Annotated in this window: 21 protein-coding genes; 19 read left to right on the forward strand and 2 right to left on the reverse strand. The window is 36.4% G+C overall.

From position 1 onward, the window contains the following. From ATZ99_RS00580 to ATZ99_RS00590, 3 genes are read left to right on the forward strand one after another with little or no spacing between them, the layout of a single operon-like run. Entirely contained in the window at positions 1 to 942 is a 942-nt protein-coding gene (locus ATZ99_RS00580) for an AAA family ATPase (RefSeq protein ID WP_068747314.1), read from the forward strand. Positions 943 to 964: 22 nt separating this feature from the next. Further along, entirely contained in the window at positions 965 to 2,134 is a 1,170-nt protein-coding gene (locus ATZ99_RS00585) for a DUF58 domain-containing protein (protein ID WP_068747315.1), read from the forward strand. Next, entirely contained in the window at positions 2,106 to 3,407 is a 1,302-nt protein-coding gene (locus ATZ99_RS00590; protein WP_068747316.1) for a DUF4129 domain-containing protein, read from the forward strand. The genes ATZ99_RS00585 and ATZ99_RS00590 overlap by 29 nt, the downstream gene beginning before the upstream one ends. 2 nt (positions 3,408 to 3,409) lie before the next feature. Here ATZ99_RS00590 and ATZ99_RS00595 read toward each other — a convergent pair whose 3' ends face one another. Next, positions 3,410 to 4,528, reverse strand: a complete 1,119-nt coding sequence (locus ATZ99_RS00595; RefSeq protein ID WP_068747317.1) for an alanine racemase — start codon at positions 4,526 to 4,528, stop codon at positions 3,410 to 3,412. 203 nt (positions 4,529 to 4,731) lie between these two features. Here ATZ99_RS00595 and ATZ99_RS00600 point away from each other — a divergent pair, with 203 nt between their 5' ends. The 5 genes from ATZ99_RS00600 (at position 4,732) to ATZ99_RS00620 (ending at position 13,284) form a co-directional block, all read left to right on the forward strand. Beyond that, positions 4,732 to 7,350 (forward strand): sigma 54-interacting transcriptional regulator, encoded by a 2,619-nt coding sequence (locus ATZ99_RS00600; protein WP_068747318.1) that lies wholly within the window; start codon positions 4,732 to 4,734, stop codon positions 7,348 to 7,350. Between the two features lie 235 nt (positions 7,351 to 7,585). Then, on the forward strand, positions 7,586 to 8,170 hold the full coding sequence (gene nuoE, locus ATZ99_RS00605) for an NADH-quinone oxidoreductase subunit NuoE (RefSeq protein ID WP_083947276.1): 585 nt from the start codon (positions 7,586 to 7,588) through the stop codon (positions 8,168 to 8,170). Between the two features lie 37 nt (positions 8,171 to 8,207). Then, positions 8,208 to 8,516, forward strand: coding sequence for a (2Fe-2S) ferredoxin domain-containing protein (locus ATZ99_RS00610; protein WP_068747319.1), 309 nt, complete (start codon positions 8,208 to 8,210; stop codon positions 8,514 to 8,516). A gap of 12 nt (positions 8,517 to 8,528) precedes the next feature. Further along, the gene (gene nuoF / locus ATZ99_RS00615) at positions 8,529 to 11,573 is read left to right on the forward strand and encodes an NADH-quinone oxidoreductase subunit NuoF (protein WP_068747320.1); all 3,045 of its coding nucleotides are present in this window, start codon (positions 8,529 to 8,531) and stop codon (positions 11,571 to 11,573) included. Further along, complete coding sequence (locus ATZ99_RS00620) at positions 11,554 to 13,284, forward strand: NADH-dependent [FeFe] hydrogenase, group A6 (RefSeq protein ID WP_068747321.1); 1,731 nt, start codon at positions 11,554 to 11,556, stop codon at positions 13,282 to 13,284. Before nuoF ends, ATZ99_RS00620 begins: the two co-directional genes overlap by 20 nt. Before the next feature lie 20 nt (positions 13,285 to 13,304). On the opposite strand, the gene ATZ99_RS00625 is transcribed toward ATZ99_RS00620, so the two are convergent. Beyond that, positions 13,305 to 13,985: a Crp/Fnr family transcriptional regulator gene (locus ATZ99_RS00625; RefSeq protein ID WP_068747322.1), complete on the reverse strand. Its 681-nt coding sequence runs from the start codon at positions 13,983 to 13,985 to the stop codon at positions 13,305 to 13,307. A gap of 611 nt (positions 13,986 to 14,596) precedes the next feature. Here ATZ99_RS00625 and ATZ99_RS00630 point away from each other — a divergent pair. The 11 genes from ATZ99_RS00630 to ATZ99_RS00685 all read left to right on the forward strand — a co-directional run bounded on the left by ATZ99_RS00630 (position 14,597) and on the right by ATZ99_RS00685 (position 26,533). Then, positions 14,597 to 15,790 (forward strand): thiolase family protein, encoded by a 1,194-nt coding sequence (locus ATZ99_RS00630; protein WP_068747323.1) that lies wholly within the window; start codon positions 14,597 to 14,599, stop codon positions 15,788 to 15,790. A gap of 37 nt (positions 15,791 to 15,827) precedes the next feature. Then, entirely contained in the window at positions 15,828 to 16,487 is a 660-nt protein-coding gene (locus ATZ99_RS00635) for a CoA transferase subunit A (RefSeq protein WP_068747324.1), read from the forward strand. Further along, complete coding sequence (locus ATZ99_RS00640) at positions 16,484 to 17,167, forward strand: 3-oxoacid CoA-transferase subunit B (protein ID WP_068747325.1); 684 nt, start codon at positions 16,484 to 16,486, stop codon at positions 17,165 to 17,167. Before ATZ99_RS00635 ends, ATZ99_RS00640 begins: the two co-directional genes overlap by 4 nt. A gap of 13 nt (positions 17,168 to 17,180) precedes the next feature. Continuing rightward, positions 17,181 to 18,518, forward strand: a complete 1,338-nt coding sequence (locus tag ATZ99_RS00645; protein WP_068747326.1) for an aspartate aminotransferase family protein — start codon at positions 17,181 to 17,183, stop codon at positions 18,516 to 18,518. Positions 18,519 to 18,585: 67 nt separating this feature from the next. After that, positions 18,586 to 18,777, forward strand: a complete 192-nt coding sequence (locus ATZ99_RS00650; protein WP_157074676.1) for a hypothetical protein — start codon at positions 18,586 to 18,588, stop codon at positions 18,775 to 18,777. Between the two features lie 13 nt (positions 18,778 to 18,790). Then, on the forward strand, positions 18,791 to 18,991 hold the full coding sequence (locus ATZ99_RS00655) for a hypothetical protein (protein ID WP_068747328.1): 201 nt from the start codon (positions 18,791 to 18,793) through the stop codon (positions 18,989 to 18,991). 11 nt (positions 18,992 to 19,002) lie between these two features. Next, positions 19,003 to 20,439, forward strand: coding sequence for a sodium:solute symporter family protein (locus ATZ99_RS00660; RefSeq protein ID WP_068747329.1), 1,437 nt, complete (start codon positions 19,003 to 19,005; stop codon positions 20,437 to 20,439). Between the two features lie 21 nt (positions 20,440 to 20,460). Further along, positions 20,461 to 20,868: a 4Fe-4S binding protein gene (locus ATZ99_RS00665; protein ID WP_068747330.1), complete on the forward strand. Its 408-nt coding sequence runs from the start codon at positions 20,461 to 20,463 to the stop codon at positions 20,866 to 20,868. Next, a complete protein-coding gene (locus ATZ99_RS00670; protein WP_222927045.1) occupies positions 20,852 to 22,696 on the forward strand; it encodes an aldehyde ferredoxin oxidoreductase family protein in 1,845 nt (614 codons plus the stop codon). The genes ATZ99_RS00665 and ATZ99_RS00670 overlap by 17 nt, the downstream gene beginning before the upstream one ends. Positions 22,697 to 23,122: 426 nt before the next feature. Next, positions 23,123 to 25,198 carry a sigma-54 interaction domain-containing protein gene (locus tag ATZ99_RS12065; protein WP_187694801.1) on the forward strand — a complete coding sequence of 692 codons (2,076 nt, stop codon included), beginning with the start codon at positions 23,123 to 23,125 and terminating at the stop codon, positions 25,196 to 25,198. A gap of 45 nt (positions 25,199 to 25,243) precedes the next feature. Next, positions 25,244 to 26,533 (forward strand): L-cysteine desulfidase family protein, encoded by a 1,290-nt coding sequence (locus ATZ99_RS00685; RefSeq protein WP_068747333.1) that lies wholly within the window; start codon positions 25,244 to 25,246, stop codon positions 26,531 to 26,533. The last annotated feature ends 144 nt before the right edge of the window (positions 26,534 to 26,677 follow it).

The raw sequence follows: 26,677 nt of genomic DNA on the forward strand, positions 1-26,677 counted from the left end.
TTGGAAGCGGGTTTTGAGGAAAAAATCAAAGATATATTAAATTATATCGGAAAAGTTGTAGTAGGGAAAACTCATGTGGTAGAACTTATATTAACCGCGCTTTTGGCGGACGGGCACGTGCTATTGGAGGATGTGCCCGGGGTTGGAAAGACTTTAATGGCTAAGGCAATTGCCCGGTCACTGGATTTAGAATTCAAGAGAATACAATTCACTCCTGACATGCTGCCTCAGGATGTGCTGGGCGTTAATATTTACAATCAAAAAACAGGGGATTTTTTATTTAACGAGGGACCAATTATCACAAATATTCTTTTGGCTGATGAAATAAACCGGGCAACGCCAAGAACTCAATCAAGCCTTCTGGAAGCTATGGAAGAAAGGCAATTTACAGTTGACGGAGTAACAAGAAGGTTGAAAGCCCCCTTTTTGGTGATTGCCACTCAAAACCCCGTTGAAATGGAAGGGACTTTTCCTCTGCCCGAAGCTCAATTAGATAGGTTTTTAATGAAAATTGACATAGGTTATCCTCAACTGGAAGAAGAAAGATTAATACTGCGCCGCTTTGGAAAGGGAAATCCCTTGGAGGAAGTAAAACCCGTTTTAACCGGGAAGGAACTACTCGAGATGAGGGAAAGGCTGAAAAAAGTCAATTTCGATGAAAGTTTAGAAAACTACATGCTCACTATCGTCAGAGAAACCCGAAAACACCCTGCGGTTAAACTGGGAGCAAGCCCCCGGGCTTCTCTGCTTTTTTATAGATGTGTTAAGGCTTTTGCAGCTATAAAGGGCCGGGATTACGTTATACCGGATGACATTAAATATCTGGCAAAACCCGTTTTGAACCATAGATTAATATTAAACTATGAAAGTGTAATAAAAAACTATAAACCTGAAGATGTCTTGGACGACATTATAAAGAATACACCGGTTCCCGTAGAATGAATTATTTTAAGAAGGGAATGTTATGGAAGCTTTATTTTTTATAAGTGCGGTAATTTCTATAGTTGCTATATCTTATGCGTGGAGTAAATTGAGTGTAAAAGGGCTGGAATTAAACCATGGTTTTGAAAGAGATAGAATATTCTTAGGAGAAACTATAAATTATGTACAGGAATTAACCAATAAGAAGATGTTACCATTACCCTGGATAAAAGTGGAAACTGAGGTACCCGGGACTGTAGATTTTTATAAAGGAACCCTTTTGGCCCATAATAAGCCGGGCAAGAAAATTTTAAGCGGTGTTTATTCCCTTTTATGGTATCAGAAGATTAGGAGAAGATATCCCGTATCCCCACAAAATCGCGGGATTTTTTTCTTTGGTCCCGTTACTTTAAATACCGGAGATTTACTTGGTATTTACCAAAATGAGATGAAAATTTACAAAAATGCTGAGTTGATAGTGTACCCCCGAATTGTAGATGTACTTGTAACCGAAGGGAATCCAGATATTTCCCTCTCTGGAGCGGGAGGCAAAAAAAAGATCTTTCCGGACCCCTTTTTATTCGGCGGCAAAAGGAATTATTTTCCTGGAGATTCCTTAAAAGATATTGATTGGAAATCCTCAGCAAAGTATGACAGGCTTTTGGTGAAGGTATATGATTCAAGTTACAAAAAAAGGATTTGTTTTATACTTGATGTAAATACATTTGAAAATGCCTGGGAGGGAATTAATCCGGATCTGTCGGAATTTCTTGTAGTTCTTACTGCTTCGATTGCAAAGAAAGCCATTGATTCAGGATATGAAGTGATGCTTGCCAGCAACGGAAGAATTATATCCCGTGATAATGATACCGATATATTTACTTTAATACCTTATGGCACGGGTGCATTACATTTAAAGGTGGTTTTAGATGCTCTGGCACGTCTTGATTCTTACAGTATTTATAAGATAGATGAGGTATTCGACAGGGTTTTCCATACATTAAAAAAGGGAAGCAAAGTGGTATTTATAACGGCAAATTGGGGTAAGAGTGGGAAAAAAATAGTAGAATTCCTGGAAAAAATGAGTTTTGATGTGGAATTGATTCTGGTGGGGAAAATCAATAAGGATTGCAAAGGGCCCAAAGGAGTTAAAACTTATCACGCTTTTGGGGAGGAAAAATGGCGTGAAATTTCTTTTATCGAACTGGTTTAAGGGGATAAAAGTATTACTTTTGCTGATAATTCATTATATATTTTTGCTTATTATAAATTTTAGTTTTGGAAAAATATTTTTAAAAGAACCTTTTTCGGCTTATGAAATATTGTTCTGGTTTACAGCGGGGATTTTATCTAAGTTTTTTTATTACAGGTTGAAAAATTTCAAAATAATTTTACTGCTTTTGGTATTAATATTGATGTTTTTTAAATACCATAATGTTTTTAATTATTTGAGCTTTGCATTTTTATGCTTTATTTTTGGACTTTGGCCGGATAGCAGGGAGCTTGAGCATTATGAACTGATACAAAAACTTAAAAAGTTTACACCAATTATTGTTATATGTCTTCTTTTTTATAAAAATGTTGGGAAAACCAGCGAAGTGCTTTTATTAGCTTTTGGTTTCATAATAGTTTCCCTTATAGCTCTTTCTTTATACCAATTAGAGTATTTCTCCTTGCAAGTTTCTAAGGGAAGATGGCTGTTTACCACTTTAATTTTTTCTTTAATAGTTGGAATTATTTTTGTTGTCTTAATGGAGCTAATAAAGCCTTATGAATTTTTAGCATTTATTGATTTTATTAAGACCACATATTTTTCGTTTGTAGAGCTCATTTTTAAGATCTTAGAACCTATTTTCAAGCCATTGGATAAGGTTATAGCATTTTTATTGTACTTTATTTCAAGATACGCAAAAATAAAAAAACAGGAAATTTTACCCGGAGAACCAGGCGTAAGTATTATGCCTGGCAGTCATGAAGAATACGTTGTGCCTTATACGGTTGAAATTATCTTTAAAGTTTTTGGCTTAACTATCCTTTTGGTAGTATTTAGTGGAATAATCTTTTTATCTTTGAAAAAGCATATTGGAAATTTTACCGAAAATGATTTTGTTGATGAGAAAGAATCGATTTACACCCCCGCATTGTTTAAAAACAGCGTAAACGAGCTTTCCTGTAAAATAAAAAGCATCTTAAGATCCCGGATTAAACCTTTGATATACGGAGACTTCCCTGCAGCTAAGATCAGGAAAATGTATGCTCAAATTCTGAGGGCAGCGGAAAAAAAGGGGTATTTCAGAAAAACCTACGAAACACCCCTTGAATTTAAAGCTCAACTTAAAAAAGCCTTTGAAGATGATGAGAATATAATAGAATATATAACGAATCTTTACCAGAAGGCGAGGTATTTCCCCGAATCGGTTCTGGATACCGAAGTGGAAGAAATGAAAAAAATAACTAAAACTTTGATGCAGAGTAAATTTGATTAGTTTCACTTTAATATTGGGATTCTGCTTCCTCCCCGTGCATCAACCGGGAGGATTTTTTCTATTAATCCTCTTCTGTGTCCTATAAGGAAACTTGTCATGTTTGCAGAGGAACACGCATGGTTGGGTATAACTTCTATTTTATCGCCCACTTTTAAGTTTGTATTGCCGCTTATTCTTATTTTTCCTACCTCCTCAGACAGGCTTTCAACGGTCAGTTCAGGATGTCCTTTTACTATGCCGTAACCTGCTGTTAAAAAAACTCCATGAGCACCCTTATCTAAACCGAAACACTTGCTTCCTGCATCAATTATAAAAAGGTCATCCTTTGGGCGGGATACTATTGTGGCAATTACGGTAAGGGCGCACCTTTCCTCGGGAACGATTCCCAAGGCAACCTGAATAGCATCGTAAAATACGTAATTACCCGGTCGTAATACATTGATTTTGTCGTCTTTTGCGACATAAAAAGCCGTGGGAGTGCTTCCGGTGGCTATAATTTCTACGATAAAACCTTCCTTTTCTAAAAGGTTTGAGGCCAAGCGCAAAGCGTTTACTTCTTCTTCAGCGACCGCCTTGACTTCTAAAGAATTTGTTTTAGCATATACATGTCCCGGATGGGTGGCAATTCCCTTGAATTTAAGGTGATGAAATTCTCTCAGCGTTTTTGCAAGTTCTGGAGCTTTTTCAGGAATTACTCCAAAACGGTGTAAGCCCGAGTCGATTATTATTAGATAATCCAGGTAAAGACCTTCCTTTTCGCAAATTTTATCTACCTTAGATGCGGCCTCTTTGGTGTCAAAACTAAGAATTATATGAGCTTTTTTAGCAAGGGTTATTACTCTTTCTATATTTTCTTTTGATGCAACCGGATATGCCAGCATAATTTCTTTAAAACCGTGCTCTACCAATTTTTCGGCTTCATCAATTGTACCGACCAAAAAGCCCTTTGCACCTAAGTCCGCCTGCATTTTTGCAATTTCAATGCTTTTGTGGGTCTTTACCATAGGCCACAGTTGTTTTTTGTTTTCTCTACATAAATCCGCCATTCCTCTTAGATTATTTTCTAATTTATCTAAATCGACGAGAAAAGCAGGTGTTGGCAGATCAAAGATTTCGGTCATAAAAACCCTCCTTAAAAATAAAAAATTCAGTTTATATAAAATAATTTTATCATAACCGTTTTGTAACATCCATTTTCTTAATAATTAAAAAAAGATATTTGTAATTTTAATAGATCGAGTATTTTAAGAAAAATAATATTATCACTAATATTTTGATTATATATAATATAAGTGATAAATATGAAGATTCAGGAGGGTAAATAATGTCCTGCATTGTTATGACAGAAAAAAATAAATGCAGGCAGTGTTATTCCTGCGTTCGTAATTGTCCTGTCAAGGCGGTTAGGGTAAAAGAGGGTCAAGCAGAGGTACTTGTGGAGCGCTGTATTTCATGCGGGAATTGTGTTAAGGTGTGCTCGCAAAACGCTAAGGTTATAGAAAGCGGGATTGAAGAAACTTTTAGGATACTTAACGAAAAAAAGTTTAAGGTTGCCGTAATCGCCCCCAGTTTTTCTGCTGCGTTTAAAATTGACGAAGTCGGTAGGATTATAGGGGGACTTAAGGCATTGGGTTTTGATGAAGTATGGGAGGTAGCTGTTGGTGCTGAACTTGTTGGAAAGGCTTACGAAGAATTATTAAAAATGTCGCCTTTATTTCCTATAATAAGTACCCCATGTCCTGCAATAGTCAATTTGATTGAAAAACATTTTCCAAATCTTATTCCCAATTTGGCACCTTTGGTCTCTCCTATGATAGCAATTGGAAGGTTAGTAAAATGTTTACATCCCGGTGCATATGTGATATTTATAGGTCCTTGCATTGCGAAAAAGGATGAGGCTAAGGAAGTATACGGAGTAGATGTGGTTTTAACCTTCAGCGAGATGAAAGACCTTTTTAATTTGAAAAATATTGTGATAAATTCTCAAGAAGTGTGCAGTTTTGATGGTCCGCTGCCAGATGCCGTTTTCAGAGGATTTCCGGTAAGCGGCGGGCTTTTACAATCTTTGAAAGGGCGGGTAGCATTTTCACGAAAATTTATTACTGCCGATGGCAGGGATGCAATAAAATGCCTTGAAAGCATCGATAAAGGGGAATTTAAACCAAATTTCGTTGATATTCTTATGTGCCGCGGTTGTGTGGATGGTCCGTATTTTAAACATGATAATTTTTATACCGGTGGTGAAAGGGTTGAAAAATTTGCTTTTTCCGGAATAGTGGGTGATGATAAAAGGTTAAAGCTTGATGCTTTTAAAGATATTATTAATAATTTAGATCTTACCCGCAGTTTTAAAAATAAAAGTGTAAAAATGAACGTACCGACAGAAGATGAAATAAAAAGAATACTTATACATACAAATAAGTTTAATAAAGGAGATGAATTAAACTGCGGTGCATGCGGATATGACACCTGCAGGGAAAAAGCAGTGGCTGTATACAATGGTATTGCTGAGATAGAGATGTGCTTGCCTTATCTTTTGACAAAAGAAATTCAGGAAAAAAATCGTATTGATGAGTTAAACAGGGAAATGTCCGCGATAATAGAGTCGTCTTACGATGGAGTCCTGGTTACTGATGGACAGGGTAAAATATTAAGGCTTAATGCGGCCTTTACCAAATTTTTAGGTGTTTCCCGTGAAGATGTGATAGGAAAAAACACTGAGGAGTTGGAAAAAAATCGAGTAATATACCCTTCCATTACTAAACTTGTTATAAAAGAAAAAAGGAGGCTTACTTTAATTCAGCAGGCGGGGAAAAGAAGGCTTTTTACTACCGGGACTCCTATATTCAATGAAAATGGTGAAATTGTCAGGGTATTAATAAATGCCATGGATATTGATGAATATCAAAGTCTTACAAAGGATGCCCTTGATGCCGAAAAACTCAAAAGATACTTAGAAAAATGTACACATTCCGGAGACTCGAGGCCCTTGCACAGAATAGTTTCGGTTAGTCCTGTCATGGAAAAATTAATACACCTTTGCTTGAGACTGGCAAACGTAGATTCAACGGTTCTCCTTCTCGGAGAATCCGGTGTTGGGAAGGGGTTAATTGCCAGATTTATTCATGATAACAGCCCTCGCAGTAAAGGACCTTTCGTTAAAATAAATTGTGGATCAATTCCGGCAAGTCTGCTGGAATCAGAACTTTTTGGGTATGAAACCGGTGCATTTACTGGGGCAAAGCGTGAAGGCAAGCCGGGGTTAATAGAAATGGCCCATAAGGGTACCCTTTTTCTCGATGAAATCGGCGACCTTCCGCTGAACTTGCAGGTAAAGCTGCTACAAGTTCTGCAGGACCGGGAGCTTACGCGGTTAGGAGGTATAAAACCCATTGAAGTTGATATAAGGATTATAGCAGCTACAAATAGAGACTTAAGAAAAATGGTAGAGGATGGAGTTTTCAGAGAGGACCTATATTACAGGTTAAGTGTGGTACCTATTACTGTACCTCCGTTACGGGAGAGAAAAGAAGATATCGAACCTCTTATACTCTATTTTGTAAATTACTATAATAAACGTAATGGAATTTCAAAAACTCTTCTGCAAGAAGCAATAGATGTACTCAAAGATTATTCATGGCCGGGAAATGTCAGGGAATTGGAAAATTTTGTTGAAAGAATACTGGTGACGTCAGAAAAAAATTTCATAGGAGTTGAAGATCTGCCTCAATATATAAAGAAAAGCGAAACTTCTCGACAAAATCATTGTAAAATTACCGTGGAAGGTTTGATGCCGCTTAAGGAAGCCATTGAAATGGTAGAAAAACAGCTTTTATTTCTTGCAAGAAAAAAGTGCAAAAATACTTACGAAATGGCAGACCTACTGGGGATAAATCAGTCGACGGTAGTTAGAAAACTTAAAAAATTAAAGGACAATAGTTAATGCACTCTCGCATTTTTGATGTTTCGGTGCATTTTTGAAATAATTGTCAAAATAAAATTATAACATTCACATATAATTTTATATTAATGCTTTTAAGCATCGGAAAAATTATTTAAATATTTCCGATGCTTTTTTTATTTTATTTTTCAATAAAAAAATTGTTTTATTTTAGAATGTCCATAGGTATAAAAATTGCTTAGAAATGATTAGCAAAAAGAGTAAGGAGGAAGTAAATATGTCTGAAAAAGTTTTTGATATAACTCAGGAAGACTTGTTATGGGTTGAAGAATTATTGAAGGGTTACGGGCGAAAAAAAGAGGAACTTTTACAAATATTGAGAGATGTCCAAAATCGATTTGGATTTATTCCTATGAAAGTACAAATTAAAATATCAGAATATTTGGACATACCTTTAAGTGAAGTGTACAGTATTGTTACTTTTTATGCATTTTTTTCTTTAAAACCAAAGGGAAAATATCGAATAAGCGTATGTAAAGGAACTGCTTGTTATGTAAGGGGATCTGAAAAAATCATAGAAAAATTAACTCAGTACTTAAAGATACAGCCGGGCGATACCACTGATGACGGTTTATTTTCCATCGATATAGTTCGATGCTTGGGTGCCTGCGGATTGGGACCGGTAATGATGATAAATGAAGATGTTTATGCAAGATTAAAACCCGATGATATTCCCAAAATCATTTCAAAATACGAGCCTCCTTTTAAAAATTACGAGGAAGTTATGAAAGAACAGGAAGAGATAGTAAAAAGCAGAAAGAGGGCAGAATTAAAACCTTCAACAAAGTTAGTGACAGCTTGAAGTAAAGGAGAGAATTTTTACGGAAAGGAGGTTGGTTATGAATACCGAAGAAGTTTCTCCCTTTGCTACTATTGTGATATGTTATGGGATTTGCAGTATAGCTGCCGGTGCTAAGGATGTATTAAACACTTTTATAAATGAGATAGAAACAAAAGGTATACCGGTAAAAATAAAAACTACTGGATGCATAGGTCTTTGTTCAATGGAACCCTTGGTACATGTATATATGGAAGGTCTTCCCGCAGTAACCTACTGCTATGTAACACCGGAAAAAGCAAGAGGAATATTGTTTCACCATATAATGAGAAGAACGATCATCAAAGAGTGGGTTATTCCTAATGTTTAAGGAGGGGTAAGAATGGAATTTTATAGAAAACATGTGCTGGTATGTGGCGGAGGAGGTTGTATTTCTTCCGGTTGTATAAAAGTAAAGGACCGGCTTTTAAATAAAATTGAAGAAATGAATTTATCCTCCGAAATAAAAGTAATAATTACCGGATGCATGGGTCCATGTCATTTAGGGCCAATGGTTGTAATTTATCCTGATGGAGTGCTGTACACAAAAGTGACTCCAGAAGGAGCGGATAAAATTATCCAAAAACATCTTTTCTTGGGAGAAATTGTGGAAGAACTTCTAATTAAGGATTCAAATGGAACCCCCATAATTTGCAAGGATGAAAATCCATTTTTTGCCAAACAGGTAAAAATAGCCCTGAGAAATGTGGGACTCATAGATCCTACGAATATTGAGGAGTACATCGCGGCAGACGGATATAGGGCTCTGGCAAAGGTATTATTTACGATGAAGCCAGAGGACGTTATTGAAGAAATAAAAAAATCCGGTTTAAGAGGGCGAGGGGGTGCGGGATTCCTTACCGGGCTTAAGTGGAGTTTTACTGCAAAAGCAAAGGGTAGTCCTAAGTATGTACTGTGCAATGCCGATGAAGGCGATCCCGGTGCCTTTATGGATAGGAGCATCCTGGAAGGAGATCCTCACTCTGTTATAGAAGCAATGGCTATAGCGGGATATGCGGTAGGATCCAACCAGGGTTATGTTTATGTGCGTGCGGAGTATCCCCTTGCTGTAGAAAGATTAAAGCATGCGATAGAACAAGCAAGGGAACGAGGACTTTTAGGCAAAGATATTTTAAGTAGCGGGTTCGACTTTGATATAGATATAAAGGTGGGTGCCGGTGCTTTCGTTTGCGGAGAAGAAACGGCATTAATAGCATCTGCAGAGGGGAAAAGGGGAGAGCCTCGCCCCAAGCCTCCTTTTCCAGCAAATGAAGGATTCTTAGGCAAACCTACGCTTATAAATAACGTGGAGACTTATGCAAATATATGTCCCATTATCCTGAGAGGAGCAGATTGGTTTTCTGGCTACGGAACGGAAAACAGCAAGGGGACTAAGGTCTTTGCCCTCGCCGGTAAAATAAAAAATACCGGGTTAGTGGAAGTACCTATGGGTACCGCGCTTGGTGAGATCATTTACGATATAGGTGGGGGTATACCCGGTGGAAAAAAATTTAAAGCCGCTCAAACAGGAGGTCCCTCTGGAGGATGCATTCCCCAAAAGTACCTTAACACCCCAGTAGATTATGAATCTTTAAAAGAACTTGGAACGATAATGGGGTCAGGCGGGCTAATAGTAGTTGACGAAGATACCTGCATGGTAGATTTTGCAAAATATTTTCTCCAATTTGTTCAGGATGAGTCCTGTGGAAAGTGTGCACCCTGCCGGTTGGGAACAAAGCGGATGCTTGAAATTATGGATAGGATTACACGAGGTGAAGGTAAAGAGGGGGATATTGAACGGCTTATTGAGTTGGGAGAAATTATAAAAGAAACCGCCTTATGCGGGCTTGGCCAGACCGCACCGAATCCCGTGCTCAGTACAATAAAATATTTTAGGGATGAATATGAGGCCCATATTAAATACAAAAAATGTCCGGCTTCAGTATGTGCAAGCCTTTTTAATTCACCCTGCCAAAATGCATGCCCTGCAGGGGTGGAAGTACCGCTTTATATTAATGCTATAAGAATGAAGGATTACGAAAAAGCAGTAAGTATAATTAGAGAAAATAACCCATTCCCGGCGGTATGCGGTAGAGTGTGCAATCATCCGTGCGAGTCTAAGTGTCGCAGGGCTCAAATAGATGAGCCGCTGGCTATTAGAGCATTAAAGAGGTTTGCTGCGGATTACGATGTGAAAAACCCGCATTTGCCGGTAGTTAAAAAAGCAAAGGGCAAGAAAATTGCAGTAATAGGCTCGGGACCTGCAGGCCTTACCGCAGCTTATTACCTTGCACTGGAAGGGTATAGCGTTACCGTCTTTGAAGCACTTCCTATAGCCGGTGGTATGTTAGCCATTGGTATTCCGGAATACAGGCTGCCAAAAGATGTTTTAAAATCAGAAATAGAACATATAAAATCTGCGGGTGTTGAAATACATTTAAATATGGCTTTGGGTAAGGACTTTACCATAGAAAATTTGAAATACCAGGGATTTGATGCGATATTTATTGCTATAGGAGCCCAAAAAGATATTAGACTAGATATACCGGGAAATGAGCTTTACGGTGTATACTCAGCGTTGGAATTCCTAAAGAAGGTAAACTTAAACGAATATATTGACATAGGCAAAAAAGTTGCCATTATAGGCGGGGGCAATGCTGCTGTTGATGCTGCTAGAGTAGCACTCAGAAAGGGCGCAAAAGAGGTTAATGTGTTTTACAGGCGTGGTCCTGATGAAATGCCGGCTTTACCTGAAGAGGTCAAAGATGCTATTGAAGAAGGCGTAAAATTACACTTTTATACAGCTCCTATTCGGATTATAGGTGAAGGTGGTAGGGTGAATGGAATTGAAGTAATCAGGATGAAACCTGCCGATTTTGATGAAAACGGCAGGAGAAGAACGGTGCCAATAGATGGGTCTTCGTTTAGCATAAAAGTAGATAACGTAATTTTCGCCCTTGGACAGCAGGTAGATTTAGGGGCAATAAAAGTGCCAAAAGGAATGAGCATTACCATAGATAAAGAAACCATGGAAACTTCAATACCTGGAGTATTTGCAGGAGGGGACTGTGTATCGGGACCTTCTACGGTAATAGAAGCTATAGCGTCGGGTAGAAAAGCTGCTATATCCATAGACAAATATTTAGGAGGCAATATGTATGAAAAGAAGAGCTATTATCCCCGGACAGCGGACTATGAGATTTATGAAGAACACAGGAATAGGTGTGCAACTTTTAAATTAAAGGCACAGGAAAGAATAAATAGTTTTAAAGAAGTGGAATTGACACTTGAAGAGAGCGCAGCTTATGAGGAAGCATGCAGGTGTTTAAGGTGCGATGTAAAACAGAACGAGGAGGGTGGGGTAGAGTATGCTAAATCTTACAATTGATAATATAAATGTTCATGTTGAAGAAGGTGCTACCATCCTGGATGCTGCCAAAAAGGCAGGGATTTATATACCTACTCTCTGTTACAGAGAAGACCTAAAACCGATGGGTGTATGCAGACTCTGTGTAGTAGAAGTAAAAGGTGCAAAAAACCTACAGGCAGCCTGTGTAACTCCCGCATCGGAAGGAATGATAGTAAAAACTAATTCTCCATTCATAAGAAAAGCAAGAAAAACGATTTTAGAGCTTATATTATCCAATCACCCTATGGAATGTCCTGCATGTATAAGAAATGGTAATTGTGAACTTCAAGAAATGGCTTATAGATTAAATATAACCGATATTAAATACAGCGGTGAAAAAAGTATTTTTAACAAAGATGAGACTACACCTGCTATAGTACGAGATCCTAACAAGTGCATACTTTGCCGACGATGTGTAAACGTATGCGGTGAAATACAGGGGATAGGTATAATAGAACCTCATCACAGGGGTTTTAATACTTCAATTGATCCACCCTTTAATCAAGGCTTAAGTAAAATGCCATGCGCTCAGTGCGGGCAATGCGTGCTGGTATGTCCTACCGGTGCCCTGACCGAAAGGGACGATACTGATAAGGTATTTGATGCACTTTCCGATCCACAAAAATTTGTAATTGCGCAAACCGCTCCTGCAGTAAGGGTAGCATTAGGCGAGGCTTTTGGGATGGAGCCTGGAAGTATTGTTACCGGTCAGATGGTCGCGGCTTTGAGAAAAATGGGATTTTACAAAATATTCGATACAAATTTTACAGCCGACCTTACGATTGTTGAAGAAGCAAGTGAACTCGTTGAGCGTTTAGAACAAGGAGGAAAGATGCCCTTGATAACTTCCTGCAGTCCGGGTTGGATAAAATTTTGCGAACATTTTTACCCTGAATTACTGGATAACTTATCTACCTGTAAATCTCCTCAGCAGATGATGGGAGCGCTTATAAAAACCTATTATGCGGCTAAAAATAGGATACCTCCTCAAAAAATTGTCGTAGTATCCATAATGCCCTGTACTGCTAAAAAATTTGAAGCTCAAAGGGGCGAAATGGTATCCAGCGGGTATCAGGATGTAGATATAGTAATAACGACGCGGGAACTTGCACGGATGATAAGGGAAATGAATATTGACATATTAAAATTGAAACCCGAAGATTACGATTTTCCTTTAGGGATTTCGACGGGAGCGGGTGCTATATTCGGTGCAACGGGTGGGGTAATGGAAGCGGCTTTAAGGACAGCATATTATTTCCTTACCGGTGAGGAATTAAAGCATATAGAAATACATCCGGTAAGAGGAATGGAGGGAATTAAAGAAGTCGAGTTAGAAATAAAAAATTTTAAAATAAAAGCTGCTGTTGCCCATGGACTTAAGAATGCGAAAGAGCTTATGGAAAGAATCAAAAAGACAGAAGTTCAATACCATTTTGTTGAGGTAATGGCCTGTCCTGGTGGATGCTTAGGTGGGGGAGGACAGGTGATTCCTACAAACGACAGTATAAGGTTAAAGCGTATGAAAGCTATTTACGATATAGATGAAGGTAAAAATATCAGGAGGTCCCATGAAAACCCGGCAGTTTTGGAGCTTTACAGAGAATATTTAGGGAGACCGTTGAGCGAGAGGTGCTATCAGCTTTTACACACTGATTATATGCAAAGACCTAAGATTTTAACCCGGGATTAACCCGGGTTATTTTTTAATAGTTATTCAATTAAAGAATTCTCCAGTTCCGATAAATTTAATATCTTAATGGTATTTTTCTTAAAATCGATAATGCCCTCATTTTTCATTTTTATCATTTCCCTGGAAAGCGAAGGTCTTGGTATTCCCAGGTATTCTGCCAGGTCCTTTCTCGATAAGGGTAATTCCAAAATTAAGCTCTTATTTTTTTTAAATTCTTCCAGTAATAGAAGGGAAATTTTTTGCCTAATGCTTTTTTGAGAAATAATAGTTATTTTTTCGTTAAGCATTAAAATTCTGTTAGAGAGAAGGGAAATAAAGTTAAAGAGAAATTTTTTATTGCTGTTACAAAGTTTTATTACATCATCTACGGATATAAACATTATCTTTGTTTCGGTAAAAGCAGTAATTGTGGAGGGATATTTTCTAATATCGGAGAAAATTATAACCTCCCCGAATATGTTTCCTTTTTTCAAAGAAGCCACGGTAATAGACCTGCCGGAAGCAAAAATTTTTTTTATTTCTACGCTTCCATCAAGGATTATTCCTATGTTGAGGCAGTCGTCCCCTTCAACAGCTATTAACTGGCCTTTATTAAAAGGTTTTATTTTGTAATCAACAGAATTTAAAATATCTTCAATATTTTTTTTGGACATGCTTTTAAATAACGGGCATAGGGTTAAGGAACTTACAATTTCTTTCATATTACCTCCAAATATTTCTAATTTTAGTAACCTTTGTTACCGAATTTTTGTCTAATATATATTATATATCATAAAAATACATTTAAAACTTAAAAAATAACAATTAAAGAAAAGCTATATGAATTTAAAATCGCCAATGAAAAATTATTTGTACGAATATAAGCTCCCAATCCAAAAAATTTTAAAAGATAAACAATAAAATTATAAAAGCCGTGCTTTAAAGCACGGCTCTTATTGTTAAAAATTGTCTCCGAGTAAAAGTAATATCAGAATGAGAAACACAAGGAATGATCTATCTTTTTTGGGCCCTATTACTTTTTCGATGTTTTCCATTCTATTACCTCCTAAAATTTAGTCTAATACATTATATGATTGTAGGCCATTTGGGGTGCAAGAATTTAAGGAAGATACTTGACACTCGGGTTTTTATTAATATGGGATATATTAGGATGAAATAGGTTGCTTTTATGGAAAGTCTTTCTACATTATACATCCAAAAAACATCCTAAAAAGTTCTTAATAAATAAATTTCATGATAAAAATCTGTATAGTTTGCCTGGCATAAATATTGCAATAATTTTTTTTTAAGTAAACATAGGGAGGTAAAGGATTTGAAAGAAGTTGTAATAACATCTGCTGTAAGGACCCCTATAGGCAAGATAGGGGGTTATTTTAAGGATATTTCTGCTGAAAATTTGATGAGCCTTGTTTTAAATGAGGTGGTAAATAGAGCTGAATTAAAAAAAGATATGGTGGATGAAATAATTATAGGGCAGACCAAACAAAGTTCTGATGCTCCTAATATTGCCAGGGTATCGGGATTAAAAGCAGGATTCCCTGAAAAGATTCCTGCTTATACGGTTCACAGACAATGTGCTTCGGGGATGCAGGCTGTTGTAAACTCTTTTTTCGAAATATATTGTGGTTATGCAGATATTGTTTTAGCAGGTGGCGTAGAAAGTATGAGCACAGCTCCTTATTATTTAAGGAATGCTCGATTTGGGTATATTGCAGGAAATGGGGAGCTTGTAGACCCAAACACTGAAAGTCAACCAAAATCTCAACCAGAAGAGATATACGGGAGTTTTAATATGGGAATTACTGCAGAAAATCTATCGGAAATTTATGGAATAAGTAGAAGTGAACAGGATGAGTTTGCTTTAAACAGCCATATTAAAGCGGTTAAAGCACTGGAAACGGGAACATTTTCAAAAGAAATAATCCCGGTAATGATAAACTTAAAAGGAGAGCAGAGATTTGTTTACATTGATGAAGGCCCTCGAAAAGACACAAGTATTGAGAAATTATCAAAATTAAAACCTGTTTTTAAAGAAAATGGAACGGTTACGGCAGGAAATAGTTCTATGAGAAGTGATGGAGCGGCCGCGCTGGTTTTGATGTCTATGGAAAAAGCTAAGGAATTAAAAATAAAACCATTAGCAAAAATAATTTCGTTCAGTGCAGCTGGTGTTGACCCAAGGATAATGGGAATTGGCCCGGTTCCAGCTACTTTGGAAGCGTTAAAAAAAGCTGGATTAACATTAAAGGATATTGAATTGATTGAATTAAATGAAGCTTTTGCTGCACAAAGTATTGCGGTAATTAAAGAACTAAATTTGAATGCCGAAATTGTAAATGTAAACGGAGGAGCGATTGCTTTGGGGCATCCCCTGGGATGTTCGGGTGCCAGGATTATTATCACGCTTCTGTATGAAATGAAAAGACGTAAGGTGAGATATGGGCTTGCTACAATTTGTGTAGCTGGGGGCATGGGAATGAGTATAATCCTTGAAAATATAGAATGAGCACTTACAATTGCTAACATTCTGAGGAGGAATATTTATGAATAAATTAAAGACTGCAAAGGAAGCAATATCATCTATTAAACCCGGTTCCCGTGTAATGATTGGTGGATTTGGAACGGCGGGTTATCCCAATAGCTTAATCGATGCTCTTTGTGAAAGTAAAATTGATAATCTAACAATTATTAGTAATGATTTGGGTTCTCCTGGAATAGGTTTGGGGAGACTGTTGAGAAATAATCAAGTAAAGGCTCTAATAGGGACTTATTACAATTGGAATCCTGAGGTAGCTGAAGCAAAGAATCAAGGTAAAATTGAAGTAACTCTTGTTCCTCAGGGGACATTTGCTGAAGCAATAAGGGCTGCAGGAGTAGGCATACCGGCTTTTTATACTCCTACATCTGTTGGGACGGATCTTTCAGAAGGAAAAGAAATAAGGTTAATAAACGGAAAGCAGTATGTTCTGGAATATGCGATAAAAGCGGATGTAGCTCTTATAAAAGCTTATATTGCAGATGAATTAGGAAATCTCATATATTACAAAACTGCCCGAAATTTTAACCCTATCATGGCTATGGCAGCAGATTTGGTAATAGTGGAAGTCGATGAGGTGGTACCAGCAGGTAGCCTTAATCCCGAGCATATCATTACTCCCCATATATTTGTGGATATCATTACTAAGAGGGAGGCATTTCAATGAACATAATTCCCGAAGAACTTGCAAAAAACAGAATAGCGAAAAGAATAGCAAAAATTTTTGATGAATGGTCGAAAGAAAGAGTTCTTTTTATAAACCTGGGGGTGGGAATACCTACAATGGTAGCGGATTACATTAATAGTCAAAAAATTTTTATTCAATCGGAAAATGGAATGCTGGGAGTTGGCCCGGCAGCTTTGGAAAACAAAAAAGATTTTAATTTAATAAATGCTGGGAGAGTTCCCGTAACTGAAACACCGGGATGCTGCTATATTGATAGTGCAACTTCGTTTGGAATGATAAGGGGAGGCCACATTGATGCAACTGTTATAGGAGCGTTCCAGGTGGATGAAGAAGGTAATATTGCTAATTGGATTATACCCAACGGAAAACAATTGGGTGTAGGAGGAGCAATGGATTTAGTGTGTGGTGCAAAAAAAGTATTAGTAGCAATGCAGCATACAACAAAAGAGGGTAAACCTAAACTGGTAAAAAAATGTAATTTACCCATAACCGGGTTGAAGGAGGCAGATATTGTAGTTACGGAATACGGCCTTTTTGAATTCAGGGATGGCAGAGTATTTTTAAAAGAGGTTGCACCTGAAATTAATATTGATATCTTAAGCTGCATTACAGATTTAGAATTTTGTTTAGATAAAAATTTAAAAATAATGGAAATTTAAGGAGAGCTGGTTTATGGATTACATTTTTTATCCAAATTTAAAAAAAGAATTTCCAATTATTGTCAAAGGTGAGGGTATTTATCTATGGGACAATAAGGGAAAGAAGTATATAGATGCATGTTCGGGAGCCCTTGTCTCAAATATTGGTCACGGAGTTGACGAGGTAATTGAAGCTATATATGAGCAGATGAAAAAAGTAGAATTTGCCCATAGATTTAAATTTTCAAATGAAAAAATAATAGAACTTTCCGAAAAAATAATTAAAATTTCTCCAAAAGAAATAAGTAGAGTATTGTTTGCTTCCGGAGGATCTGAAGCGGTAGAAACGGCTTTAAAACTTGCAAGGGAATATTATGTTGAAAAAGGTAAACCTACAAAATATAAGGTTATTTCACGTTGGCAGAGTTACCATGGAAATACTATGGGAGCATTATCATTAAGCGGTAATGTGGCAAGGAGGGTAAGATATTCACCTTTACTTTTGGATTTTCCCCATGCTGAACCTGCTTATTGTTATAGATGTTCATTTGATAAAAATCCAGATGAATGTAATCTTGAATGCGCAGAAAATATAGAAAAATTGGTAAAAAGAGAAGGGCCTGAAAATATTGCTGCTATAATAATAGAACCCATTGTTGGATCTACCTTAGGTGCGGCGGTTCCAAAAGATGGGTATTTACAGTATATAAGGGAATTGTGTGATAAATACGATATCCTTTTTATTGCCGATGAAGTTATGACAGGGGTAGGTAGAACCGGTAAAAACTTTGCTGTAGATCACTGGAAGGTCATACCCGATGTTATATGTATGGCAAAGGGAATAAGTGGAGGTTATGCTCCGCTTGGTGCAGTTGCCATTAAGGAATCGATTTACGAAGTTTTTAAAAAAGGGAGCGGAAAATTTGCTCACGGTTATACCTTTGCAGGGAATCCTGTTTCTGCGGCAGCGGGTTGCGCCGTAATTGATTATCTTAATAAAAATAATTTAATAGAAAAATGTGAAAAAAGTGGAGATCTGATCTTAAATAAATTAGAAATTTTAAAGGAGAAATATCCCTTTATTGGAGATGTAAGAGGTAAGGGATTAATGATGGGGATTGAATTTGTAAAGAATAAAAGAACTAAGGAGACTTTTGATCCCTCATTAGGGCTAACCGAAAGGATAGTGGATAAAGCATTAGAGGAGGGATTGATGCTCTACGGTGCAGCTTTGTGTGCTGATGGGACTAAAGGTGATGCTGTAATGGTTGCACCGCCTTTAACGGTTACGGAGATCGAGATAAACGAAATAATAAAAATATTAGAAAAAGTAATAAAAGATGTATTTGAATCAATTAAATTTTGGGAGTGATTAAGCTTTGATTACGGTGAACATAAGTAATCAACTTGAAAGTATCACGGGTTGTAAAAAAATATTATTGGAAGAAATTGAGACAGAACTAAGAGTTGATGAATTTAAGGAATTACTTATAAAAAAATGTCCTAAATTAAGTAATTTGGTAAACTATATTTATTTTGAAAAAGGTGGGAGGGTATACAAAAATAATGAGGATTTTTTTATAAAAAGGGGGGATACAGTAAATATTTTTTTAAATATTTTTGGAGGATAGGAGGGTTTAGAAAATGGAAAAAAGTTTTTTTCCCATGCCTAAGGGAGATAAAATTACTTTGGTGATACTACTTCTATACGTTATTATTACCTTTTTCTTAATAAAATCCCCTGTAAAAATTGCAGGACTATCGATCTTTGGATGGCTCATGGCATTGTTGATGTTTATTGCTCCCTTATTGCATCTTTATTTTGTCTTAAAAGAGGAAAAATAGGAGGGGTATAAATGAAAGCTGTAGAATTTACCGTTACACTGATATATATTATAGCTTGTATCTTAATAGGTTTATGGGCGAACAAAAAAGTAAGCAATTCTACCGATGATTACTGGGTTGCAGGGCGTAAGATAGGAACATTTGCAAACTCCTGGGCACTTATGGCAGCTTTAGCCAGTGGAGGATCAATCCTTGGAGTGAATGGTCTCGGATTTAAAATGGGGCTTCCGTACGTCTTTGCTATGTTTTCAGGTGCTGCAGCCGGATTTCCCCTTGCTGCAATTTTGATGGCAAAGCAATTCAGAAACTTAAAAGCGAGAACCGTAACTGAGTTTTTCAATTTTAGGTACAACAATAAAGCGGTAAGCATTATTGTACCCATACTCATCATGCTCTGTATGGAAGTATATATCGTAGCCCAGTTAAAAGCAGCGGGTATAACAGCGGTTTACCTTTTGGGTTTACCCTATAACTATGCTGTAATTTTAACGTCAATAGTTTTTACGCTTTATGTATCCATAGGAGGAATGTGGGCTATTACGATAACGGATATAGTTCAGGGTATGTTAATGGTTTTCATGGTATTAATTGTGGCTTTTTTGATTTTTGCAAGTTTTGGTGGTATAACACCTTTGCTGATTCAAGCTACCACCGCAAATCCGAAATTAGGAAATGTGGCAGCTATGCCCGTATCCTCTTATATAGGAGCTTTCGTGGTCTGGTTTATTGCAGCCTGCACCGTTCCGCATCTGGTAATGAGAGTGTTTTCTACAAGGGATGGAAAAACTGCTAAATTATCTCTAAACTATGCGGTTATTATTTATGCTTTCATGATAGTATTTGGGGTAACGGCAATCTCTTCGGTAGGCCATATATATTTTGCTGACTTAAAAGATGCGGATATGCTGTTTTTAAAGGTTATAGAAAAATACCTGCCGAGTAGAATAATAAACGGTTTAGCAGTAGCGGCGGTTATGGCTGCAGTAATGTCAACCACCGATGCTCTCATACTGGCTGTAACCAGTGCGGTGGTAAACGACGTATATGCAAAATTTATAAATACCAAAGCCAGCGAGAATCAAATAGTAAAATTAAGTATAGTTGTAACATGGATTGCAGGACTACTCGCGGTAATTTTTGCTCTTAATCCTCCCAAGCTTTTGACAATGCTTTATACTGCAGCCATAGGGCTTTTAGGCTCAAGCTTATTCCCATCAATAATTTTAGGTCTCTGGTGGAAGAAAGCTAATGAAAAAGGTGCTTTAGCAAGTATCATCATCGGCGGAGTTTTATACTGCTATTTACTCTGGTTTACCAAGATGCCCTCGCTCTCTCATATACTGATATCATTACCGGTTTCTTTCATTACCCATATAGTGGTCAGCAGTTTAACTCATTACAGCAATGATGAGATAATTTCAAAAGTAAATGAACTGCATCAGTTGTAATAAAATTTTGGAGGTGAATTGATGAAATTCAAACTAAATAGTGAGGCATGTTCAGGTTGCAGGGTATGTCAGGTTATTTGTTCCTTAGTTCATTTTAAAGAGGTTAATCATAAAAAAGGTGCATTAAAGATATTTGGGCATTTTCCCGAACCCGGAAGTTTTTCCATCAATGTATGCACTCAATGCGGAGAATGTGCAAAAGTATGTCCTACTAATGCAATTACCAAAGAAGGTGAGGCATATATTATAAACCGAACCCTCTGTATAAAATGCGGAGCATGCAAAGATGTTTGCCCCTACAATGTAATAGTTTTTGATGAGATAGGATTTCCGATTAAATGTGACAATTGTGGTGAGTGTATAAAAATTTGTCCCAGGGCAGCCCTGATGGATGAAGAGGGAGGGATTAAGAATGATATACGGTTATAATAAAAAGTTACTTAGAGTTAATTTAACCGATGAAAAATTTACTGTAGAAGGAATAGACGATAGCACCATACTTAACTTCATAGGAGGAAGAGGTTTTGTTGCAAAGTACCTGTATGATGAAATAAAAAAAGGTGTCAACCCTCTCTCGGAAGAAAATAAAATAATTATTGCCATAGGGCCTCTATCCGGTAGTTTCTTACCTTCCAGCGGGAAAATTGAGTTTGGCTCCAAATCCCCACTGACCGGGGGATATGGAGACAGCAATATGGGTGGCCATATCGCAGCTGAGTTGAAACTTGCAGGTTATGATGCGGTGATTATTGAAGGAAAGTGCGAAAGCCCCAAGGTTCTAGTTATTGAAAATGAGAAAATTAAGTTAATTGATGGAACAAAATATTGGGGCAAAGGGGCAATTACATGCGAAAAAATGTTAAAGGAAGACTTGGGCGAAGAATATCAGATAGCAACTATTGGTCCTGCAGGTGAAAATTTAGTTAAGTTTTCTTGTATATCCCATGATTTCGGACGTCAGGCTGGAAGAACGGGAATTGCGGCGGTAATGGGCTTCAAAAAATTAAAGGCAATAGCCATTAGGGGTAACAAGACTGTGCCAGTAAAAGATCCGGACAAATTGTTGGAAAAAGGCAAGGAAATGTATAATGAGATTTACAGGCTTCCAGCTTTTAAAACCTGGACTCCATATGGAACTGCAGATATTACCCAGTGGGTAAACGATAACGGTGCATTCCCTACAAAAAATTTTAGTATGGGCTATTTTGAAGGAGCATCTAAATTAACAGGACAAAAACTAAGAGAAACGATACACGTATTGGATAAGGGTTGTTTTTCCTGTCCCATACCCTGCGGTAAATATTCCAGGGTTAGATACTCGGGTAAGGAAGCGTATGTAGAAGGACCTGAATACGAAACCATTGCATTGATCGGCGGAAATTGCATGATAGACGATATTGAAAAAGTAGGGTATATCAATTTTCTTATGGATGAATACGGAATTGACACAATTTCCGGTGGGAATGTAATAGCTTTTGCTCTTGAATGCTTTGAAAAAGGAGTTATTAATAAGGACGACTGCGACGGAAAAGAACTTAAATTCGGAGATATGGAATCTGTAATCTACCTAATAGAAAAGATCGTAAAAAGAGAGGGTATAGGGGATGTCCTTGCCAATGGCGTAAGGAATGCATCGAAGACCTTTGGAAAAGGATCTGAAAATTATGCTATTCATGTAAAAGGTTTAGAAGTAAGTGGTTATGAGCCACGCAATGCGGCGGGAATGCTTTTAGCTTATATGACATGCGATATAGGGGCTCACCATAACAGAGCCTGGGCTATAACTTATGATATTGCTGTGGGCAGGTACGAAGTAGAAGGCAAGGCAGAGAAGATTATTGAACTTCAACACATAAGACCGATGATAGATAGTTTAAACGTTTGCAGATTTCCGTGGATAGAACTGGGTTTTCAATTACATCATTACAAAGATGTATTCAAATATATAACAGGGATCGAATACGAATGGGAGGATTTATTAAGGGTTGGTGAAAGGGAATACAATTTAACAAGGGCTTTTAATTTCAGGGAAATAGATGACTTCGGAAGGAAATATGATTATCCTCCCGCGAGATTTTATAAAGAAGAGTTGAAAGGAGAAGGTCCGACAGCGGGACAAAAGATTTCCTTTGAGACAATAGAGAAACTCCTTGATAAATACTATGAACTTAGAGGGTGGGATAGCAACGGTCGGCCTACACGAAAAAAACTTGAAGAATTGAATCTAAAATATGTAGCAGATGAACTCGGTTTGTGATAATATATGGGGGCACAACTATGAAAAACTATTTTATTAATTACGTTAAGAAAAATGGAGGGGTATTGACTATAAAAGAGGTTAATATTCACACTTGATGAACCAAATCTGAAAAAATGCCGTTAGGTCTAACGGTAAAGCCAAAAGAAGAAGAATTACAAAATTTTAAAGAATACATAATAGGAGATATAAAAATATATATCGCTAAGGATTTAATTAACATAGAGAATTTGAAAATATTTGTGGATTATGTTTTTTGGATGGAGTTGAGTCTTAAAGAATTAAAAGTAAATAATAATTAATTCGGCCATTGAAAAATGTATTTTCGGTGGTCTTTTTCTTTTTGCGATCAAATTAGAGGAATTACTTAAAAAAAAGAGAATTTAATTTATATAATTAATGAAAATAAATGCAAAGAAGGTTGCTATGATGTATAAAAAATTGGTGATATTATCAACGGATAAATTAGTAAAAGAATATTTAGTGAATTTGTTTAAAATGATTTTAAATGATTCTCATATTGAGATAATTGGATATTCCATAGACGAAGGGATTACCGTTTCAGAAGCCGAAGAGGTGGTTTTAACCTCAGGCAATTTTATGCTTCCTGTGGCTCAAAAACTTTTTCCTAATAGCAAGATAATTGGAGCAAAAAGAATTATAACGGGATATAACCTGGAAAAAGTTATAATGCTACCAAGGGGTCAAAAAGTGCTTGTAGTAAATAATCCAAGGGTTGCAACTCAGGAAACCATAGATTCTTTGATAAACCTTGGCATTACTCATTTAGAATATATACCCTATTTCAAAGGAGCCAATTTAGACTTAAAAAATATCGATACGGCTATATCACCTGGCATGATGCATCTTTGCCCTGAAAAAATTGAAAATAAAATTGATATTGGACCAAGAACGGTAAGCCCGACAACTTTTTTAGATGTTCTTTTTGCTCTGGGGCTGGAACAGGACTATTTAGACAAATTTGTACAAAATTATAATAACCTCTTAATGGAAACGTCTAAGAAATTAGCCTTAATGCATGAACAGTCGGAAATGCTTAGAAAAAATCAAGAAATTATATTGAATGAAGTAGACGAAGGTATACTCCTGGTCGATGAAAAAGGAAATATTATTATAGCTAATCAGACTGTGTGTAAAATTTTTAATATCGGCTCCGATAGGCTTTCAAAAGAGAATTACGGAAGCCTCGAAGAAAAGATGAAAAAGATAAAAATCATAGGGGAAGACATAAAAAATAAAAAGACAGAAATTGTGAGTATAGAAAATAAAGATTATATAGTTAGCCAGATCAAAACGGATAACGGGAAGAAAGATAACATAATATATACTTTTAAAGAGCTATCAAAAATACAAAAACTTGAAGAGACGGTCAGGATAAAGTTATTTGAAAAGGGCTATTTAGCAAAATATAAATGGGAGAATATTTGGACAATAAACAAAAAAATGGCAAATATAATGGAAAACGCAAAAAGATTTGCAAAAACGGACAAAAGTATTTTGTTATTCGGAGAAACGGGTACCGGTAAAGAGCTTTTTGCACAGGCTATTCACAATGAATCTGCCAGATCTAATGGCCCATTCGTAGCGATAAATTTTGCAGCACTTCCGGAAAATTTAATTGAAAGCGAGCTGTTTGGTTATGAAGAAGGTGCCTTTACGGGAGCTAAAAAAGGAGGAAGACCGGGTCTATTTGAACAAGCCCACGGGGGGACTATCTTTTTAGATGAAATAGGTGATTCACCTTTAAATGTGCAAATAAGACTACTGAGAGTTTTACAAGAAAAAGAGATTATGAGAGTAGGAGGAACGAAAGTAATACCAGTTGATGTAAGAATTATTGCAGCCACAAATAAAAATTTATTAGAGTTGATAGAAAAAAATAAATTCCGAGAAGATTTATTTTTCAGATTAAATGTACTATCTTTGGAAATCCCTCCTTTGAGGGAGAGAAAAGAAGATATTTTTTATATCCTTAATAAATACTTTTTAGAATTTTATGGAATAAAAAAAGATTTTACGAAAGAAGCCAAGATTTTGTTAGAAAACTATAGATTTCCTGGAAATGTTAGAGAATTAATAAACATTGCGGAATTTATCAGCTGCAGTGCTATGGATAAAGAAATTATAGACGTTGAGGATCTCCCGGATTATATAGTTAATAAAAAAGCATTATCTGTAATGAATGAAAATCTAAATCAAATAGAATTTTGGAAGGGATTAGTAAATGATGAAATTACTGAAGCAATTCTCTTATTTTTAAAAGAAAAAAAAGGACAAACTACGGGGCGGAACACTATCCTTAATTATCTGAAAAATAGAAATTATAATATTACCGAAGGCGTTATAAAGAAGTATTTAAAAATTTTAAAAAGTAACCAGCTAATTGAAATAGGTAGAAAAAAGCAGGGTTGTTGGCTTACCAGTAAAGGTGAAAATTATATCAATTTAAAAATTTTTCAAAAAACCCCATATAATAAATGATTCCTTTTGGCGTAAAAAAATATTTTTAATAAAGGGGAGGTAAAATTGGGCTGTAAAGAGTTACTAAATATTTTAAAATCCGAATTAAAACTTGCTACCGGTTGCACGGAACCTGCAGGGGTGGCCTTTGCTACCGCAAAGGCAGTGGAATTGTTGGGAGAGGAGGTTTTAAAGGTAAAAGTTACTGTAAGCACCAATGTATTTAAAAATGGAATGGGAGTTTATGTACCGGGAGCGGATAATAAAGGCCTGGAATATGCCGCAGCCCTGGGAGCAGTGGTAGTCAAGCCGGAGTTAGAGTTAGGGATCCTTGAAGATGTAGATGGGGAATATACAAAGAGGGCATTAACACTAATAAAGAAGGGTGCTGTTGATATTACCTATTTATCCGGTTGTCCGGGAGTATATATAAAAGTTGAAGCGGAATCTTTGAACCATGAATCTACTGTAATTATTAAAGGAAATCATACAAATATAATTTATTTAGAGGTGGATGGGAAGATATTAAAAGATGAGGTTAATGAAGATAAAAGGCAAGAAGAAAAGATAAAGGACTGGGCTATTAAAGATATAATTGATACGGTTAATAAATTTTCCGAAAAGGAACTGTTATTTTTAAAAGAAGTAATAAAGATAAATGCTGATATAGCACAAAAGGGGTTAAATGAAAAGTGGGGCTTGGGAATTGGATTTACATTGAATGAAATGTATACGAGAGGAATATTAAATAAAGATATGGTTAATACAGCGAAAGCATGGACGGCGGGGGCAATAGATGCGAGAATGGCCGGTGTAAAAATGCCAGTTATAAGCTGTGGAGGAAGTGGGAATCAGGGGCTCATGGCTTCAATTCCGGTTATTGTAGCTTCGGAATATTTAAAAGTAGATGAAATAAGCTTTTTAAGAGCTTTAGCCTTGAGTTTTTTAATAACCTTATACATAAAAAGCCATATAGGTAGATTATCCGCCCTGTGTGGCTGTGCTGTGGCTTCATGTATGGGGTCGGGAGCGGGAATAGCTTATCTAATGAATCTTGGAGAAAAAGGAATTATTGAGGCTATGCAAAATATTATGGGAAGTATTTCGGGTATTATTTGCGATGGTGCCAAACCCGGATGTTCTTTGAAGGCTTTAATTGCAGTTGAAACTGCTTTTCAGATGGTTTTTTTAGCTAAATACAATATAATGATAGAGCCTTTTAGCGGAATTGTTTCAGGAGATGTAGAAGAAACAATAAAGAATTTAGGTAGGGTTGCGATACCCGGAATGGAAGAAACCGATCTTACGATACTTGAAATTATGCTTAAAAATAGATCTGAAATAATTAATATTTGACAAAACTTCCGTATTTTGCAATAATATATTAAAACTGCAATAAATTAAATTAGACACTGTTTTATAAAAATTTATAATTATATTTTTATTATTTTCGATTTTTAATCAATGTTTTAAGAATTTAATGAAAAGATAAAAAATAAA

This window comes from Thermovenabulum gondwanense (assembly GCF_001601575.1).
GTDB classification, from domain to species: Bacteria; Bacillota; Thermosediminibacteria; order Thermosediminibacterales; family Thermosediminibacteraceae; genus Thermovenabulum; species Thermovenabulum gondwanense.

Excerpts from the sequence above, each read along its gene's own strand:
- ATZ99_RS00585 (WP_068747315.1), top strand. The coding sequence starts at position 965 with ATGGAAGCTTTATTTTTTATAAGTGCGGTAATTTCTATAGTTGCTATA.
- ATZ99_RS00595 (WP_068747317.1), bottom strand. The coding sequence starts at position 4,528 with ATGACCGAAATCTTTGATCTGCCAACACCTGCTTTTCTCGTCGATTTA.
- ATZ99_RS00600 (WP_068747318.1), top strand. The coding sequence starts at position 4,732 with ATGTCCTGCATTGTTATGACAGAAAAAAATAAATGCAGGCAGTGTTAT.
- nuoE (WP_083947276.1), top strand. The coding sequence starts at position 7,586 with ATGTCTGAAAAAGTTTTTGATATAACTCAGGAAGACTTGTTATGGGTT.
- ATZ99_RS00610 (WP_068747319.1), top strand. The coding sequence starts at position 8,208 with ATGAATACCGAAGAAGTTTCTCCCTTTGCTACTATTGTGATATGTTAT.
- nuoF (WP_068747320.1), top strand. The coding sequence starts at position 8,529 with ATGGAATTTTATAGAAAACATGTGCTGGTATGTGGCGGAGGAGGTTGT.
- ATZ99_RS00620 (WP_068747321.1), top strand. The coding sequence starts at position 11,554 with ATGCTAAATCTTACAATTGATAATATAAATGTTCATGTTGAAGAAGGT.
- ATZ99_RS00625 (WP_068747322.1), bottom strand. The coding sequence starts at position 13,985 with ATGAAAGAAATTGTAAGTTCCTTAACCCTATGCCCGTTATTTAAAAGC.
- ATZ99_RS00635 (WP_068747324.1), top strand. The coding sequence starts at position 15,828 with ATGAATAAATTAAAGACTGCAAAGGAAGCAATATCATCTATTAAACCC.
- ATZ99_RS00640 (WP_068747325.1), top strand. The coding sequence starts at position 16,484 with ATGAACATAATTCCCGAAGAACTTGCAAAAAACAGAATAGCGAAAAGA.
- ATZ99_RS00645 (WP_068747326.1), top strand. The coding sequence starts at position 17,181 with ATGGATTACATTTTTTATCCAAATTTAAAAAAAGAATTTCCAATTATT.
- ATZ99_RS00655 (WP_068747328.1), top strand. The coding sequence starts at position 18,791 with ATGGAAAAAAGTTTTTTTCCCATGCCTAAGGGAGATAAAATTACTTTG.
- ATZ99_RS00660 (WP_068747329.1), top strand. The coding sequence starts at position 19,003 with ATGAAAGCTGTAGAATTTACCGTTACACTGATATATATTATAGCTTGT.
- ATZ99_RS00665 (WP_068747330.1), top strand. The coding sequence starts at position 20,461 with ATGAAATTCAAACTAAATAGTGAGGCATGTTCAGGTTGCAGGGTATGT.
- ATZ99_RS00670 (WP_222927045.1), top strand. The coding sequence starts at position 20,852 with ATGATATACGGTTATAATAAAAAGTTACTTAGAGTTAATTTAACCGAT.
- ATZ99_RS12065 (WP_187694801.1), top strand. The coding sequence starts at position 23,123 with ATGATGTATAAAAAATTGGTGATATTATCAACGGATAAATTAGTAAAA.